We start from the raw sequence: 13,780 nt of genomic DNA, 5'->3' as shown, positions 1-13,780 counted from the left end.
AGATAAGCACTGTTACTGAACTGTAATATTCCCCATCATGTAGCCGGAATGAGACATCGCCCAGCCATTGTTGTCTGTGTCACAGGGGTCAACACAGTTCCATTGGAATGTGCCCGCCTGTTTCGGGGTAAAAGTCACCGTCGTTACGCCAGCCTTACCGTCTTTCTTGGATGGATTCGCCTGAACATTCAGGTTCAATTTTGGACTGGTGATGCTGTGTTTCATGTCGTCGTAGTTATAGATTGTTAATTTGACGGGGACCCCCTTTTGCATTGTAAAATTCGCCGGCAAAAATGCATCGTGTTTCTTTCCATCGGGGCCCAGTTTGCCCCCGGGCATGACTGTTAAGGAAATATCCTGTGTCGCTTTCTGATTAGGTACAACATGAATGGTTCCCTTCATGTATCCGGTATGAGACATGGCCCAGCCGTTGTTGTCTGTGTCACAGGGGTCGACGCACTGCCATGTGAAATCCCCCACCTGTTTTGGTGTGAAAGTCACCGTCGTTACACCGGGTTTGCCATCTTTTTTGGATGGATTGGCTTGGATATTCAGTCCCAGCTTACTGTTTGTAACACTGTGCTTCATGTCGTCAAAGTTGTAAATCGTGATGGTTGTTGGAACACCTTTCACCAATGTAAAGTTGCTCGGTGAGAACGCATCGTGTTTCTTGCCATCAGAGCCTAGTTTTCCACCGGGTAAAACGGTTAAGTAAATGTGCTGTTTCTTCAGGGAAGTTGAAGTAGTTTTGGACGAGGCCGTTGCGGTGGTGTTTGTATGATTAGCCGGTGTTGTCGAGGCTTGGCCGTTGGTAGTGGAATTCTGTGTTCCACACCCTGCCAGCACCAACAGTGCCATTCCAACCACATCATTAAAGCCTTTTTCATATTTTTCGCCCCCGTAAATTTTTTAATAACTGTACTTTTAGTATGGGGGTGACGGTTTATTATCTAAAGAATAATTCCGACTATTTTTACTCCTCCACAACGACATACCAATACCGGGGAAGGGTACTAACCGGAGAGAATGGATGAACTACCTAGTGTAGTCTCATGAGACTACACTAGGTAGCTGGTCATTGTCTGCGAAGTTCAATTGTAGAGGCAGTAAACAGATTTGAAGTACAGACTTCGAGAGAAATGTAAAGGAGACGACAACAGAGTGCTATTGGCGTCTTTTTGGCCTGGCTATGGAAGCCAACAGAAGAATCTCACTAAGGACGAGGAACGATTCGAGTGCCCACACGGCCGCTCTCGAAAACATTCCGATAAGCATGACACCCATCGATGCGCTCATTATCGATGTGAGAAGCCCTTCCACCACGTCAAGTTTACTGAATTTTTGACTAAACCTCACCATAGAGTTCGTCATTATAAATACTGGCAGTATCATAGCAAGCAATTGACTCCCCGTGGTCGTGATAACGAGAATGGAAAAGATAAATGTGAGGGACATTGTATTTAGCATGGAGATGCGCATGATGCGACTATGGTTTAAGGACGACACTTCTGAGATTGATGCATAAGTCACGAACACTCCAAGCATCGTTCCCAACAGACTCATGGAGATAACAACCACTATGAGGCCTCCTACATGCAGTGTCTCAAGGATGCGCGGACACAATTCTATACCGCTGATAGTTCAACGCGCACCAAAGTTATTCTTCATGAGACGCGTTGTGACCACTCCGAAAATATGAAGTTCTGCTCCTTATAACTATGCAGGAGGATGTCGTTGAAGACTGTGTCTATTGATCTACTGAAGAATCATTGAAGGCCCCTACCCTGCGAGCGGGGACGAATTCCATTGAGTATAAGATTTACTGACTCGGCAAACACCCAATTTTCCTCCACACCTGCACACGGACAAAGACACATGGCATACCTATCGTGTAGATTTCCAAGGCTAAGTTAAGGAGGAGAATTATATGACCGACGACAATCAGCGGGCTGAACACCGTGCGGAGCACACGCACAATTCCTCGATGCAACACCCTCTCTCCGATGGGGGGGTGATGGCTCACTCAACTGCTCAGCCCAGTCAATCGTTTAGTATTCAAGATGGGGCCGCCCATCACAGTGATAGGCTTCTTAAAACACTTCACGAATGTGAACATATGTGCCATAGAACCATTACTGTTCTCCTGGAGGCAACCGACACCTCCATGCGTTTTCGACAGATACAACTGCTAAGGGAGTGTGCAAAAACCTGTAAAGACACAGCTCAATCTCTTTCAGCCAACAGCCCGTTTGCTAGAAAAAAGGTGAAGCTATGCGCGAAGGTTTGCGAGTCATGCGGTAACGAATGCCTTCATTTTCATGATTCACACTCACAACGATGTGGTCATATGTGTCTCAAATGCGCCCATGAGTGCCGAAAGTTCGTTGGCGCTGCTTAGTCTGGCTACTAGGAGTTTTCATCATCTGAAATGTTGGGGTGCAAAGACTTCAACCTTATTGTCTCCGCTACCGTCCGCTCTGTGGAATTCTCCGTCAGGAGACGGCGGACGGTACGAGGTAACTGCAATTTCGAATGGAGAAGAATGCTGTCACAGTGTAATGATTTAAATTTATGGTTATCTTTTCAGTTCCTTTAACATCTTCTGATATGTTTCCCTGTCAATTTCTCCTTTGGCATATCGCTGTTGCAGTAGTGTAATGAGATCGTCACTAGAATGACTCTCATTGTCCCGATAAGAACTGTAATGAGAATGATGGTGATTATCATAATGACCGTGGTCATGGTGATGACCATCATGATGATTGTGATAACCGTGATGCCATGAACTGTGTCCTCCGTGGCGCAATACAGAGAAATATAAGATTGTCGCGATAATCACAATAAAAAAGAAGCCCCCGAACATCATCTTTGTCTTCACCTCCATAGGGAGCATACATAAAACTTGTGTAGAAAGTATCAAGAAACGATAACAACTTTGAAAAACCGGACATCCAGTTTGATGGTGAAAGCCGTCCAACTGTTCCACGGGATTGACCGCTAAAGTGAACAATGGATTGGGCTGGACAAACCGTCATGTTTTACTCACCGCCTGCAGTCACAGTGTCTACATACTTTCTACATATTTTTGGGATATAACTAGACTAAGGAAAGTACCTGGGTGAATTCAGGAGTATGTTAAACATAGGTTTCTAAAATTCATTGGCAGGTGGTTCACTATGGATGTTAAATCAAATAAAATTCGTCGGCGATATGACCGGATTGCACCGTTGTTTGACCGGATGGACCGAATGGTCGATGAGGACCAACGCGAGCAGCTGATTCGTGCTGCACAAGGTGAAGTTCTCGAAGTGGGTGTAGGAACGGGAGCAAACCTGCCGTATTATTCCGAAGGGACGCATGTTGTCGGGATTGACTTTAGTCCGCGGATGCTATCGTATGCATCCAAGCGAGTTCACGAATCTCAAGCAACTATTCAACTGTTACAGATGGATGTTCAGCACTTGGATTTTGCAGACAATACTTTTGATACAGTCGTTTCAACCTGTGTTTTCTGCTCAGTGCCTAACCCTATTGTAGGATTGCAGGAGATTCGTCGTGTATTGAAGCCTGATGGGCATCTGCTCATGTTGGAGCATATGCTTAGCGATCATCTTCCACTTGCAGCCATGCTTCATGTGATGAATCCAGTGGTTGTTCGGATGACAGGTGCCAATGTGAATCGGCGAACGATGGACAATCTCTCTGCAGCGGGTTTCTCAATTAAAGACGTGAAACTTGTTGCCTTTTCAGACATATTTCGTCGCATTGACGCAGTTCCGAGATTTGAATGAGGATTTTTAAAGGGGTTAAAATGGAAAGAGTAATTTGGATACTTAGAAAGGGGATGCCTTATGCAAACATCGAATATTACCATATACACACGCCCTACTTGAACAGATTGCCAAGCGTTGAAAGAGTTTCTTTCATCTCACCAAATTCAGTATCAAAACATTGACCTTACTGAAAATCCCGAAAAAGAAGCAGACTTAAAGAAAAAAACGGGAGGGAGAATTGTCCCCGGCATTGTCATTACCAAAAAAGGATTTTTAGGTCTTGGCAAAAAAGAACAGCACTTTATCGGCTTTGAACAAAATAAAGAAATGATTGAACGTCTCATACTATAAAGGTTCTTCTTCTAAAGAGAATCGTCATTGGCTTTGGGACGGTATGATGCATCCTGATGATACTGTCCCGACGCAACAGAGTCTGCCGAAACAGACTTTGTAATAAACAAAGCGAAAGAACACAAAAAGGGCCGGAAAGAGGAAAGTTCAAAGACGCCTCTTTCCGGGAAACCATATTATGTTTCTGACGAACCTGTATAAGAGACCCGGGTTTGCTTCTTTCTGATAAATACCCAGATGGTCAAACCGATCCCAATAAGTACGGATATGGCTGCCGTATACTGTGCCGCATCCCATCCCAGGGCAAACCGGGGTGAATCGCCACGTAACATTTCCATGAAGAAACGCATAGCGTTGTAGGCGACTAAGTAGAAGGAAAAAGCTGTACCAGAAGGCCATTTTTTCTTCCGTTGGAAGAGGATTAAGAGAATTGCAAACAAAATGATGTCTGCTTGTGCCTCCCAAACTACAGAGGGCCATAATGCTTGTCCAGGATACTGTTGAGCTGCCAGTGTATCCTTTGGAAACAGCACGCCGAATTGACTGTGTGTTGGAGAACCATATGCACTCCCATTCATAAAATCGGCGTCGCGTCCGATGCTTTGCCCAATCAACAGCCCTGGTGCGGCGAGGTCCGCAAAGTGAATCCAGCTCTTTTGTTTCCTCCATATATACCAAACACCTGCGATAAACCCGCCAACAATTCCCCCTTGAATCGAGAGTCCACCGTTCCAAACGGCAACAATTTGGCCCAAATGATGTGAGTAAAAGGACCAATCAAAGAAAAATACCTGCCAAACTCGGGCACCAATAATCCCTCCTAAGAGGCATATCGGTCCCATGTTCCACCAAAGTTCGCTGTCTCCCGGATTTCCGTAAATCTTGGTAAAATACAGCGTAACAGCCAGACCCAGCAAAAATGCCAGGGCGAAAATGGTACTGTACGAGCGAATTGGAAAGGACCCAATCCAAAACCAATAGGAATGCATTCAACCTACCTCCAGTTGTACTTGGGGCTGGCCCATAAGTTACACGAGTGGATTCAAACACTGGTAGATTCTAACGATGAAATGTGAAGAAAGAATGAAGATCCCTGGTGCAAGTTTGTGTTCCACTACCATCTTCATATTTTCTTCAAAACTATGCTTTATTCTTACAAGCAGCAGAGAAATTTGAATGTCGCGCTTGGAGAGAAGACTGTTGAAAATCGAAAGAAGAAGCATCATCATCGTTGCGTCAGCCGTGATGGCCCTGGTAGTCGTACTTATCTTGATGTTTAAGAATTATCATCCTCGATCTGCTGTCAAACCTGGTCAAACTGTCCCAAATGTTCGTACAACGACGGTGGCCGGAACCTCTTTTGAATTGGATTCACTGCGCGGCGAGCCGGTGTTTCTAAACTTTTTTGCACCCTGGTGTCCTCCCTGTATTGAGGAGACACCAGACTTGATTACCTTTGCTAAGAAACATGGTGAGAAAGTTCATGTCGTCATGGTCGACCGTGGTGATAGCAAAGCACTTGTGGTGCAGTATATAAAGAAATACCACTTACCGGATAGCATCACGGTATTGCTGGATCCCAACAATAGTTGGACGCCTGTTTTTGGTATCACAGGTCAACCTGAGACGCTGTTCATTACGTCTCATGGGAAACTTGTCAAGCACGTGATTGGTCCTTTGACATTGCAGCAGATGGAAACTGATATGAAACTTGCTGAATAGACGCACATGTGTGGAGACGCCATTTGTCTTCTGTAATGATAAAAAGATGCGGATCCTAAGGGAGGGGTTATTTTGGCAACTCATCCGACGCTCTGGCTTGCATTTTTAGCCGGCGTATTGTCATTCATTTCGCCTTGTACACTGCCACTGTACCCGTCCTATATTTCCTACATATCGGGTATTACGTTCAGCGGCACTGAAACTTCTAAACCGAAATACAGAGTACGAGCTCTTACCCATACGGTGTTCTTTATTCTTGGATTCTCCATTGTGTTTTTTGCTCTTGGATTGACGGCAACGGTCTTGGGCCAAATTTTCGTGCAGTATCGCAACGTCATCAGAATTGGCGGCGGCATCATCATTGTAATCATGGGCTTGTTTTTGAGTGGTCTGATCTCACCTAAATGGCTTTTTCAGGAGAGAAAGTGGCATTACAAACAAAGGAAGACGAGCTATGTGGGTTCTGTACTCGTAGGGATTAGCTTTGCTGCGGGATGGACGCCCTGCATCGGACCGATTTTAGCATCCGTGCTCGTGTTGAGTGCCACCGAAAGTTCCCTTGGTATTTCTCTGACAGTGGCATACATCATCGGCTTTGCCATACCGTTTCTCATATTGGGCTTAACGTTGGGATCCGTACGGAAGTTGGTGAAGTATGGAGTCATCCTTTCCAAGGTTGGGGGCTATCTGATGATTGTCATCGGCTTTCTACTCATTACCAATGAGATGGCAAGAATCACCGTTTGGTTAATTCAGTTATATGGTGGGTTTACAGGATTTTAATGTAGTGGGAGAGTGCTGGGATGAAGAAAGTATATAAATGGACCCTGATTGGTATATTTATGGTGGTTTTAGGGATAGGCGTCGCGTATGCTGGAACTCAAAGGAGCCGCGGTGAGACTTCTTCCGTCGCTGAGGCGCCCAAAACCGGATACAAAATGCCAGCGTTTACCTTAAAGGAGTACCCGGATAATAAGCCGGTATCAACAGATTCCCTTCAAGGAAAACCGATATTCATTAACTTCTGGACGTCGTGGTGTACCTACTGTCGTCTTGAAACGCCGGATATTGTGAAGGCCTATCAAAAATATGGAAAGCAGGTTGTGTTTCTAAGTGTAAACATCACATCTGAGGACAGCGTTCAGGCGATGGCTAACTTTGTTCATCAATATGGCATGACATGGCCTGTTGCGTTAGATAGGTCGGGAAAGGTGTCAAAAGAATACCAGGTCGTTGGTATTCCTACTTCGTTTTTTGTCAGCCGACAAGGAATTATCGTTGCGAAAAATGTCGGCTCTTTATCTGCTGGTACCCTGAACGCTGACCTAAAAAGGATCGCAAGCTAATGCTGACGTCATTATTTTACCGGATCCCGTCAGATTGGATTGGACTGGCCGTCAGTGGTTTTGTATTGTGGGGGTATCTAAAATGGTTCGATAAGTCGCAGGTGGGAGCGCTGTTTCGGGAGCAACTGCCAGGTATCCTTTTGGTGTTTATTATATTTAGCCGATTCCTTGCAGGATTGATGCTCCATCCAACAGTGAATTTGAAGGAGGATCTGCTAGCCGTATTAAGCGGGGCGCCCGTGTATGGCTGGATTATAGGGGTAGCAGCAATGATTCTCTACAGTTTGTGGGGATTGTACAAGCGCAAATTATTCACACAAGAAGCATTCGCACATGGCGCAATGATTTTTTATCTAGGTTCCGCCACTTTTTTTCTCTATTTGTCTATAGTAAATCTGATGCCTTTTCGATTAGAAGACGTGATAAGAAGTACTATCTTCCTATTTTTGTTTACTCTCTTGCAAATGAAACGCACAAAACGTTGGATCTCAGCACCGCTGAGGTGGGGTATCACGGGTGCAGTTCTCTTTGCGACAACGTTATTTGTACCGCAAGTGACACACCTTTTCATTTTTAGTGCGGCACAGTGGCTGTATTTGCTCGTCATTGTTATTGGCTTGGGCGGAGAAGCCCTTCGGGATGTACGAAGTTCGGGATTACATGAAACTGCAGGTTGTGAGGAAGAACATGAATAAAAATTATACGATTCTTATTGCGGATGATGAGCCTAAAATTGTCGATGTCATTTCAGAATATCTGCGAAGAGATGGGTTTCAGGTATTGACAGCTGCAAGCGGGGAAGAAGCGCTGGCTTTGTTCCGCAGAAATGCGCCTTCATTAGTGGTGTTGGATCTCATGCTGCCGGATATCAGCGGTGAAGACGTATGCGCAATCCTACGGAGCGAATCATCAGTGCCCATTTTAATGTTAACAGCCAAGCATTTGGAAGTGGACTTATTACGCGGTCTCAGTCTCGGGGCCGATGATTATGTGACGAAACCTTGCAGTCCAAAGGAGGTTGTCGCACGAGTGAGAGCCATCCTTAGAAGGACGAACACTGATGAACTCTTGACTGAGAGGTTGTGGTACAGTGACGGCGCCCTGTTTATTGATGCAGGACAACAGTTGGTTTCGAAAAACGGAGCCAAGGTACCATTAACCGCTTCGGAGTATCGCCTGTTGCTGGCGTTGTGTAGAAATCCAGGACGAGTCTTCAGTCGAATAGAGTTAGTTGAGCTTGTGTTCGGGATTGATTTCCAAGGGGATTTTCGGACAATCGATGCCCATATTAAAAATTTGAGAAGTAAAATCGAAAGAGATCCAAAACATCCACAATACGTAGAGACCGTCTATGGCGTAGGCTACCGTTTTGGCAGGAGACAAGCATGAAGATTCGAACAAAGTTATCTCTGACACTCTTCTCCGTCATCTTACTGTTATTAATATTACTTACATTCATGTTGAAACTGGAGATCTCTCATTGTTTTGGTATGGCGTGTGAATCTGTTTCCCACTTGCCGCAAGGTCTGTCGCAGCAGCTCGAAAGAAGGTTCAACCAGGCGCTGACCCAGAGCTTGCTGTGGATCATACCACTGCTGGTGATTGTCATTGTCATATTACTCACAATCTTAACCCGTCTCTTTACCAAAAGAATTCTAGTTATGACGGACCATGCACGAGACATTGCAGAGGGTGAGTGGAACCGCTCAATCCCGATAAAGGGCCATGATGAGTTGGCGTCACTGGCTGATACGCTGAACTATTTAACCACACAGTTGAACAAGCAGGAAGCGCTGCGTAAGCAGATGATACAGGATATGGCCCACGAGTTACGGACACCACTCATGACACTGAAGTCTCATGCCGAAGCATTTCTCGATGGAGTGTGGGAACCCGACAAGCAGAGACTACAAAGTTGGTTGGAAGAAGTGGAACGTTTTGAAAAGTTGGTCGCCTCTATTGAAACACTTTACGAGACTGACGTACAAAACGCCATTGCGCCACGGTTGCTGGATGTTCGAAAAGTCGTGGAATCGCTTGAAAAAATTTTTTCAACACGGTGCACGCATGTCGGCATAGAGCTGGCTGTAAGATATGCGCAGGAACCTGTAGAGGTACGTATCAGTCGTGAAGACGCATCGAGACTTTTGTGGAATTTACTTGATAATGCGGTGAAGTATACTCCGCAAGGCGGCCGCATTGATATTGTTGTTGATAATGTGGAAGGAAGCAGTGTATTGTGCGTGACAGATACAGGTGTCGGTATCCCTGAAGAGGAATTGGCCAATGTATTTGAAAGATTCTATCGGATTGATAAGTCAAGGGATCGGAAGAAAGGGGGAAGCGGTCTAGGCTTGGCCATCGTTCAGCAACTCGTACGAAGTACTGGGGGAGAGATTACAGTGAACAGTGAACTTGACGAGGGAACTTCCTTCTGTATCAGCTGGCGAAAAGGAGGAAGAAAACACTCCGCAGAGTAGCGGAGTGCTTCAACCAATAGGTCACGGCATACGGATATGCGAAGTGCGCTTCTGAGATCGGGAAATGGGTCGAGAAACGTGTGGTCCATTGTCCAATACGCTTATCATTTCCTCGTACTCTTCCAGCGTAATTTCTCCACGGGCTAATCGTGTCTTTAAGATCTCCTTGCCAGACTGTCTGCGCTCAATAGGTTCTTCCATCGGTGGTATTGGAAACGGAAACGGCATATGGGAATGACCTCCGCCACATCCCAATCTAACGACCTCCTTTCTTTCGTGGGAATAAGCCTAATCTCGTGAATTGTCGGCGTTAGACTCCGTTTCTGCCTTCAGCTTTGCCAGTGCATCGTCCACTTCCGAGTTTAATTGTTCTTTTTTCAACTGATCCATTTCGTAGGATAAAGTCCCCGTCATGGTATTATACGAAGCTTTTGCTTCGGCTTCTCGCCGTTCTACAAGGTCTGCCATGCGGTCAAACTTTGCAAAAGGGTCCTCTTTACCTGCCTTGTTAAGGGAACTAGCCGCCCCTTGCTGTGCCTTTGCCAATCGATTTCTACGAACCAAATCGTCCCGTTTTTCTTTTGCTTCCTCCAGTTTTTCCTGCAACAGTCGGTGCTGTTCCTTTAATTCTTTGGAAGTTTGCTCCATGTTTACGAGTTCTGCGTTCAGTTCTTCGAGTCGATTTTGTTCCTTTTGCTCCTGTTCCAAAGCTTTTCTGGCCAGGTCTTCGCGGTCTTGTTTGAGAGCCAATTGGGCTTTCTCATGCCATTCCTTGGCGGATTTCTGGCATTGCTCAGTTTGCTTCTCTACCCGGATTCGTTCCGCTTCATAGCGGTTTACTTCGACGGTGAATTGTCGTAAATGTTCGGATGCATCTTCAATAAACAGGTTCAGGCTTTTCTCTGGATCCTCAGCCTTGGAGATAAGGTCATTTAAATTGGACCTGACTAAATCTTTCAAACGACTAAATAGTGACATTGAGATGATCTCCTTTCAAATTATTGCTTTTAACTGACTAATGTCTGGTACAGTTCTTTGTTAATGGAATCTCTCGTCAGCGTAACGAAACTCAGAGCGGGAGAGAAACCTTTGCCCTGCTTCCTTACCGTAGTCCCATACAAACTCATGCCCTCGTGAAATCTTGTGTCCGGCAATATCAATTCGCGATGCGGTCACCATATATACTGGTTGAAAAGGGATGCGGTACCAATATCCATTTTCCTGGATATCCCCCCGAACAACCAGTTTCTCTACTGTGTGTTCATAACGGCGTTCCTCATCTGTAATACGGTGCGAGTCCCAGAATGACTCCAATTCTTGATTGGTTTGATCACGTTTCTCTGCGTCACCGATATCTTCCAAAGCAAGTTGGGCAGTGACTTTCCAAACGTCTTCTAAATCCAGCTTGCTGTGGGGGGAAAATAACTCAGTGATGAGTGAGTCGTTTTCTATCCCTTGGACGATGAGGAGATAATTTGCAAGGGCCTGCCAGTATTGTTCCTTTGCATCCTCATGGGTCTCGTGTGGAACACGCTCTCCATTCATGACAGGGCCAACAAGGGCATCTCCCGTACTTCGCCGTGTTCTTGCCTCCTCATAGAGGAAGAGTATTTGACGATACCTGTCCTTGTCTGCGCGCATGCGGGAAATATCATCTGCTACGAGATCTTCGAGTCCATTTGCAGCTCTTCGCAGTCCAATCAAATGGCTGAGAGGACACATGTCCTGGGATTCAACGCGCTCTCCAATCTGGATAGGAAGTTCTACCCTGCTGCTCTCTGCGTACAACACCTCTTTTCGTGCAGCGATGAGCAGGTCGGGAATATGCCCGTACCAAGTCTCCGCTTGTTCATGGGTGATATCTGCTACCCGACGAGCAGAAGTGGTGGAGGGGGATATGACATCGCGAAGCAATGCATTTCCCATGATTTGAAATACCTCGGCCACGCGAAGCAACAGTCGGACTGTCGGATTCTGCTCGTCGGCCAATTCCACTTTCGCTTCATAGACCTGATCGCCAATGCGCCGGTACCCCTCAAGGTGTTCCGGGGGACTGCTTTCTTGATGGTTGAATACATCCCTGATGCGGTCAAATAGTCCCAACGTAGGTCCCTCCTTACTAAGTCCCCCTGTTCAGCACGTACAGTATGGCAAAAAAATGTGTAGAAAGAATGGAGAAACGACGGATAAAGTGTTAACTGACAATCATTTTTCCGTACATGCCTTTGGCAGCATGTCCTGGTACTTGACAGAGGTAATGGAAATTACCGGTCTGGTTCACAACGAAAGTAGATGCAGCAACTGGGTATTGGTCATTTTGCGCCTCTGGCAAAGGTGGGATAAAGGACCCTGAATAGATCCCACCCTGCATCATCGACATATACGAATAGGGCGGGTTTGCTGCGGTCAATTCAATACCATGTGGCATACCGCTATCCATGTTAATTATCTTAAACTGTACGTGTGCACCCTTTGGCAAATGAATCGTCGGGTTGACCAACCCTCCAACGACGAATTTGCCATCAGCCTCTTCGGGACCGGCGAAAAAGACGATGGTTACGTTTTGCTTCGAGTAGGTGATGGTATTTGTTTCTTTATTTACACTCGCATCCTGCAGTGAGTTTTGCATGGCTGTATTTGCCTGTTGCTTGGACATGGCCTGTACTGAGTTTGCGTTTGAACCCGTAAAGGATTGCATCATACCCCAGCCTGGGGAAGCGTAAGACGTACTGTTGGTCCCTCCGGTGTAAGCATTTCTTTGAGCCATGACCTGAACAATCCCAAGACCACCGATTCCTATCCCTAGCAGAACAGCGGGTACATACAGGAATGTTTTTTTCATATGTCATTCTCCTTTCATATACTCTGTACGGTATTTAAACTAACAAGAATTTGTGTGCGAAGTTTGGGCAAAGTATGGAGAAACTGTGATGGGCAATATAAACCTTCCGTCACACCAAAATTCGGTGTGGCGGCCTATAAGGGGAGGTTCATACACTAGAGTTCATAGTAGGTAGCTCGTGGTACTGAAATGGATACACTGTAGGTTTCGGGTTTCGTATGTATCGGCTAAGCAGTGGGGGAAATCGACGACCGAGGACGACCGAGCTGGAGAATCTTATCGTCCTTGGTCTACCTGAGGACTAAGAAGTAAGGTTAACGGCTCACATAAGGGCGACTGGAGTCTGGTGCCAACTCTACATATGAATCAAGCTCTTGGCCTTGTATATCAGCATGCCAGGGACTTAGGAACTTGACTGAATTATGCAAGGCAATCCGTCTTACAACGTGAATGGCTCTTAAGCGTCCTTCTTTAATAGCAGGTAGTAATGCTCATGTTCTTGCTTTCCCTCCTTGACGATCTGAAATGCTTCCATCTGAACTAACTTTTTAATTTCTTCTTTCGAGATTCTGTTTTGTAATGGTGGACCAATATGGCCCTCAGAACTTGGATCGAATTCGGAAATCAGCACACTTCCATGCAATTTAATGTGCTGATAGATATTTCTTATGACGCGAACCGGAGAATGAGCGTGATGAAGAATATCCGTAATCATCACAATATCAACTCCCTCGACAGACGGTAGTGGCATTTCGGCATCTGCACAAACCGTATGAATATTGCTATGCTTCGTGTCTGTGGCATCTACTAATAAGTCAAGAGCTTCCTTTGATTGATCTAAAGCATAAATTATACCCTCATTTCCAACAACCTGAGCATATTTCAATGTGAAGACTCCAGGTCCTGTACCAATATCAAGCACCGATTTTCCGGGTTTCATCCCGACAAGTTTAATCCATTCATATACTAAGGATTCCCTTTGTAACTGTCTTCGCTTAACTTCTTCCCATCCTACATGCGACAAATCCTTATGAAATTCCATATGAGTTGACCTCCTATCATCCAACATTGACCAATATTTTTAATTATGAGGAGAGTAAAGACGAAGGACCAAAAGTGATTGTGACCAAAGCAATGGGCAAGAGCACGTATTATGAAGGGAGTTCGCCGCGCGCCTTTACGCGTCCAAAAACATCCGGCAGTGAGAATTCTGTATTTCTTTAGCATCTACTGGAACATAGATCTCGAGAGCGTAATATGGTTCAT

17 protein-coding genes are annotated in these 13,780 nt (G+C 45.6%); 8 read left to right on the top strand and 9 right to left on the bottom strand.

Annotated features, from left to right (window positions below; genetic code table 11):
• Positions 1–12: 12 nt before the first annotated feature.
• The 3 genes from GI364_RS21560 to GI364_RS21550 form a co-directional block, all read right to left on the bottom strand.
• Positions 13–858, bottom strand: coding sequence for a cupredoxin domain-containing protein (locus tag GI364_RS21560; protein ID WP_198851232.1), 846 nt, complete (start codon positions 856–858; stop codon positions 13–15).
• 306 nt (positions 859–1,164) lie between these two features.
• Positions 1,165–1,578: a hypothetical protein gene (locus GI364_RS21555; RefSeq protein ID WP_198851231.1), complete on the bottom strand. Its 414-nt coding sequence runs from the start codon at positions 1,576–1,578 to the stop codon at positions 1,165–1,167.
• Between the two features lie 997 nt (positions 1,579–2,575).
• Positions 2,576–2,866 carry an SHOCT domain-containing protein gene (locus GI364_RS21550; protein ID WP_198854203.1) on the bottom strand — a complete coding sequence of 97 codons (291 nt, stop codon included), beginning with the start codon at positions 2,864–2,866 and terminating at the stop codon, positions 2,576–2,578.
• Between the two features lie 310 nt (positions 2,867–3,176).
• On the opposite strand from GI364_RS21550, the gene GI364_RS21545 reads away from it, so the two are divergent.
• The gene (locus tag GI364_RS21545; RefSeq protein ID WP_198851230.1) at positions 3,177–3,791 is read left to right on the top strand and encodes a class I SAM-dependent methyltransferase; all 615 of its coding nucleotides are present in this window, start codon (positions 3,177–3,179) and stop codon (positions 3,789–3,791) included.
• Positions 3,792–3,908: 117 nt separating this feature from the next.
• On the top strand, positions 3,909–4,124 hold the full coding sequence (locus GI364_RS21540) for a glutaredoxin family protein (protein ID WP_233095909.1): 216 nt from the start codon (positions 3,909–3,911) through the stop codon (positions 4,122–4,124).
• Between the two features lie 176 nt (positions 4,125–4,300).
• Here the strand turns inward: GI364_RS21540 and lgt are convergent, their stop codons facing one another.
• A complete protein-coding gene (gene lgt / locus GI364_RS21535; protein WP_198851228.1) occupies positions 4,301–5,113 on the bottom strand; it encodes a prolipoprotein diacylglyceryl transferase in 813 nt (270 codons plus the stop codon).
• A 211-nt stretch (positions 5,114–5,324) separates the two neighbouring features.
• Between lgt and GI364_RS21530 the strand changes: the two genes are divergently transcribed.
• From GI364_RS21530 to GI364_RS21505, 6 genes are all read left to right on the top strand, one after another.
• Positions 5,325–5,846 carry a TlpA family protein disulfide reductase gene (locus tag GI364_RS21530; RefSeq protein WP_198851227.1) on the top strand — a complete coding sequence of 174 codons (522 nt, stop codon included), beginning with the start codon at positions 5,325–5,327 and terminating at the stop codon, positions 5,844–5,846.
• 72 nt (positions 5,847–5,918) lie between these two features.
• The gene (locus GI364_RS21525; RefSeq protein ID WP_370541807.1) at positions 5,919–6,629 is read left to right on the top strand and encodes a cytochrome c biogenesis CcdA family protein; all 711 of its coding nucleotides are present in this window, start codon (positions 5,919–5,921) and stop codon (positions 6,627–6,629) included.
• A 20-nt stretch (positions 6,630–6,649) separates the two neighbouring features.
• Complete coding sequence (locus GI364_RS21520) at positions 6,650–7,192, top strand: TlpA family protein disulfide reductase (protein ID WP_198851226.1); 543 nt, start codon at positions 6,650–6,652, stop codon at positions 7,190–7,192.
• Positions 7,192–7,887, top strand: a complete 696-nt coding sequence (locus tag GI364_RS21515; protein WP_198851225.1) for a hypothetical protein — start codon at positions 7,192–7,194, stop codon at positions 7,885–7,887. The genes GI364_RS21520 and GI364_RS21515 overlap by 1 nt, the downstream gene beginning before the upstream one ends.
• Entirely contained in the window at positions 7,880–8,581 is a 702-nt protein-coding gene (locus GI364_RS21510) for a response regulator transcription factor (RefSeq protein ID WP_198851224.1), read from the top strand. The genes GI364_RS21515 and GI364_RS21510 overlap by 8 nt, the downstream gene beginning before the upstream one ends.
• A complete protein-coding gene (locus GI364_RS21505; protein ID WP_198851223.1) occupies positions 8,578–9,672 on the top strand; it encodes a sensor histidine kinase in 1,095 nt (364 codons plus the stop codon). Before GI364_RS21510 ends, GI364_RS21505 begins: the two co-directional genes overlap by 4 nt.
• A gap of 21 nt (positions 9,673–9,693) precedes the next feature.
• Here GI364_RS21505 and GI364_RS21500 read toward each other — a convergent pair whose 3' ends face one another.
• From GI364_RS21500 to GI364_RS21480, 5 genes are all read right to left on the bottom strand, one after another.
• The gene (locus GI364_RS21500) at positions 9,694–9,900 is read right to left on the bottom strand and encodes an SHOCT domain-containing protein (RefSeq protein WP_198851222.1); all 207 of its coding nucleotides are present in this window, start codon (positions 9,898–9,900) and stop codon (positions 9,694–9,696) included.
• A gap of 60 nt (positions 9,901–9,960) precedes the next feature.
• Positions 9,961–10,650, bottom strand: coding sequence for a PspA/IM30 family protein (locus GI364_RS21495; protein WP_198851221.1), 690 nt, complete (start codon positions 10,648–10,650; stop codon positions 9,961–9,963).
• 60 nt (positions 10,651–10,710) lie between these two features.
• Entirely contained in the window at positions 10,711–11,775 is a 1,065-nt protein-coding gene (locus tag GI364_RS21490; protein WP_198851220.1) for a hypothetical protein, read from the bottom strand.
• Positions 11,776–11,866: 91 nt separating this feature from the next.
• The gene (locus GI364_RS24975) at positions 11,867–12,514 is read right to left on the bottom strand and encodes a cupredoxin domain-containing protein (protein ID WP_233095908.1); all 648 of its coding nucleotides are present in this window, start codon (positions 12,512–12,514) and stop codon (positions 11,867–11,869) included.
• Between the two features lie 457 nt (positions 12,515–12,971).
• Positions 12,972–13,556, bottom strand: a complete 585-nt coding sequence (locus GI364_RS21480) for a class I SAM-dependent methyltransferase (protein ID WP_198851219.1) — start codon at positions 13,554–13,556, stop codon at positions 12,972–12,974.
• Positions 13,557–13,780: the final 224 nt, after the last annotated feature.

Origin of the sequence: Alicyclobacillus sp. SO9 (assembly GCF_016406125.1) — a bacterium.
In the GTDB taxonomy this organism is placed as follows: Bacteria; Bacillota; Bacilli; order Alicyclobacillales; family Alicyclobacillaceae; genus SO9.
The sequence above is the reverse complement of the archived record's forward strand: the minus strand, read 5'-3'. Positions and strand labels throughout refer to the sequence as shown.

Bases quoted from the DNA above. Each gene is read 5' to 3' on its own strand.
- GI364_RS21560 (WP_198851232.1), bottom strand. From the start codon at position 858: ATGGCACTGTTGGTGCTGGCAGGGTGTGGAACACAGAATTCCACTACC.
- GI364_RS21550 (WP_198854203.1), bottom strand. From the start codon at position 2,866: ATGATGTTCGGGGGCTTCTTTTTTATTGTGATTATCGCGACAATCTTA.
- GI364_RS21545 (WP_198851230.1), top strand. From the start codon at position 3,177: ATGGATGTTAAATCAAATAAAATTCGTCGGCGATATGACCGGATTGCA.
- lgt (WP_198851228.1), bottom strand. From the start codon at position 5,113: ATGCATTCCTATTGGTTTTGGATTGGGTCCTTTCCAATTCGCTCGTAC.
- GI364_RS21520 (WP_198851226.1), top strand. From the start codon at position 6,650: ATGAAGAAAGTATATAAATGGACCCTGATTGGTATATTTATGGTGGTT.
- GI364_RS21515 (WP_198851225.1), top strand. From the start codon at position 7,192: ATGCTGACGTCATTATTTTACCGGATCCCGTCAGATTGGATTGGACTG.
- GI364_RS21510 (WP_198851224.1), top strand. From the start codon at position 7,880: ATGAATAAAAATTATACGATTCTTATTGCGGATGATGAGCCTAAAATT.
- GI364_RS21505 (WP_198851223.1), top strand. From the start codon at position 8,578: ATGAAGATTCGAACAAAGTTATCTCTGACACTCTTCTCCGTCATCTTA.
- GI364_RS21500 (WP_198851222.1), bottom strand. From the start codon at position 9,900: ATGCCGTTTCCGTTTCCAATACCACCGATGGAAGAACCTATTGAGCGC.
- GI364_RS21495 (WP_198851221.1), bottom strand. From the start codon at position 10,650: ATGTCACTATTTAGTCGTTTGAAAGATTTAGTCAGGTCCAATTTAAAT.
- GI364_RS24975 (WP_233095908.1), bottom strand. From the start codon at position 12,514: ATGAAAAAAACATTCCTGTATGTACCCGCTGTTCTGCTAGGGATAGGA.
- GI364_RS21480 (WP_198851219.1), bottom strand. From the start codon at position 13,556: ATGGAATTTCATAAGGATTTGTCGCATGTAGGATGGGAAGAAGTTAAG.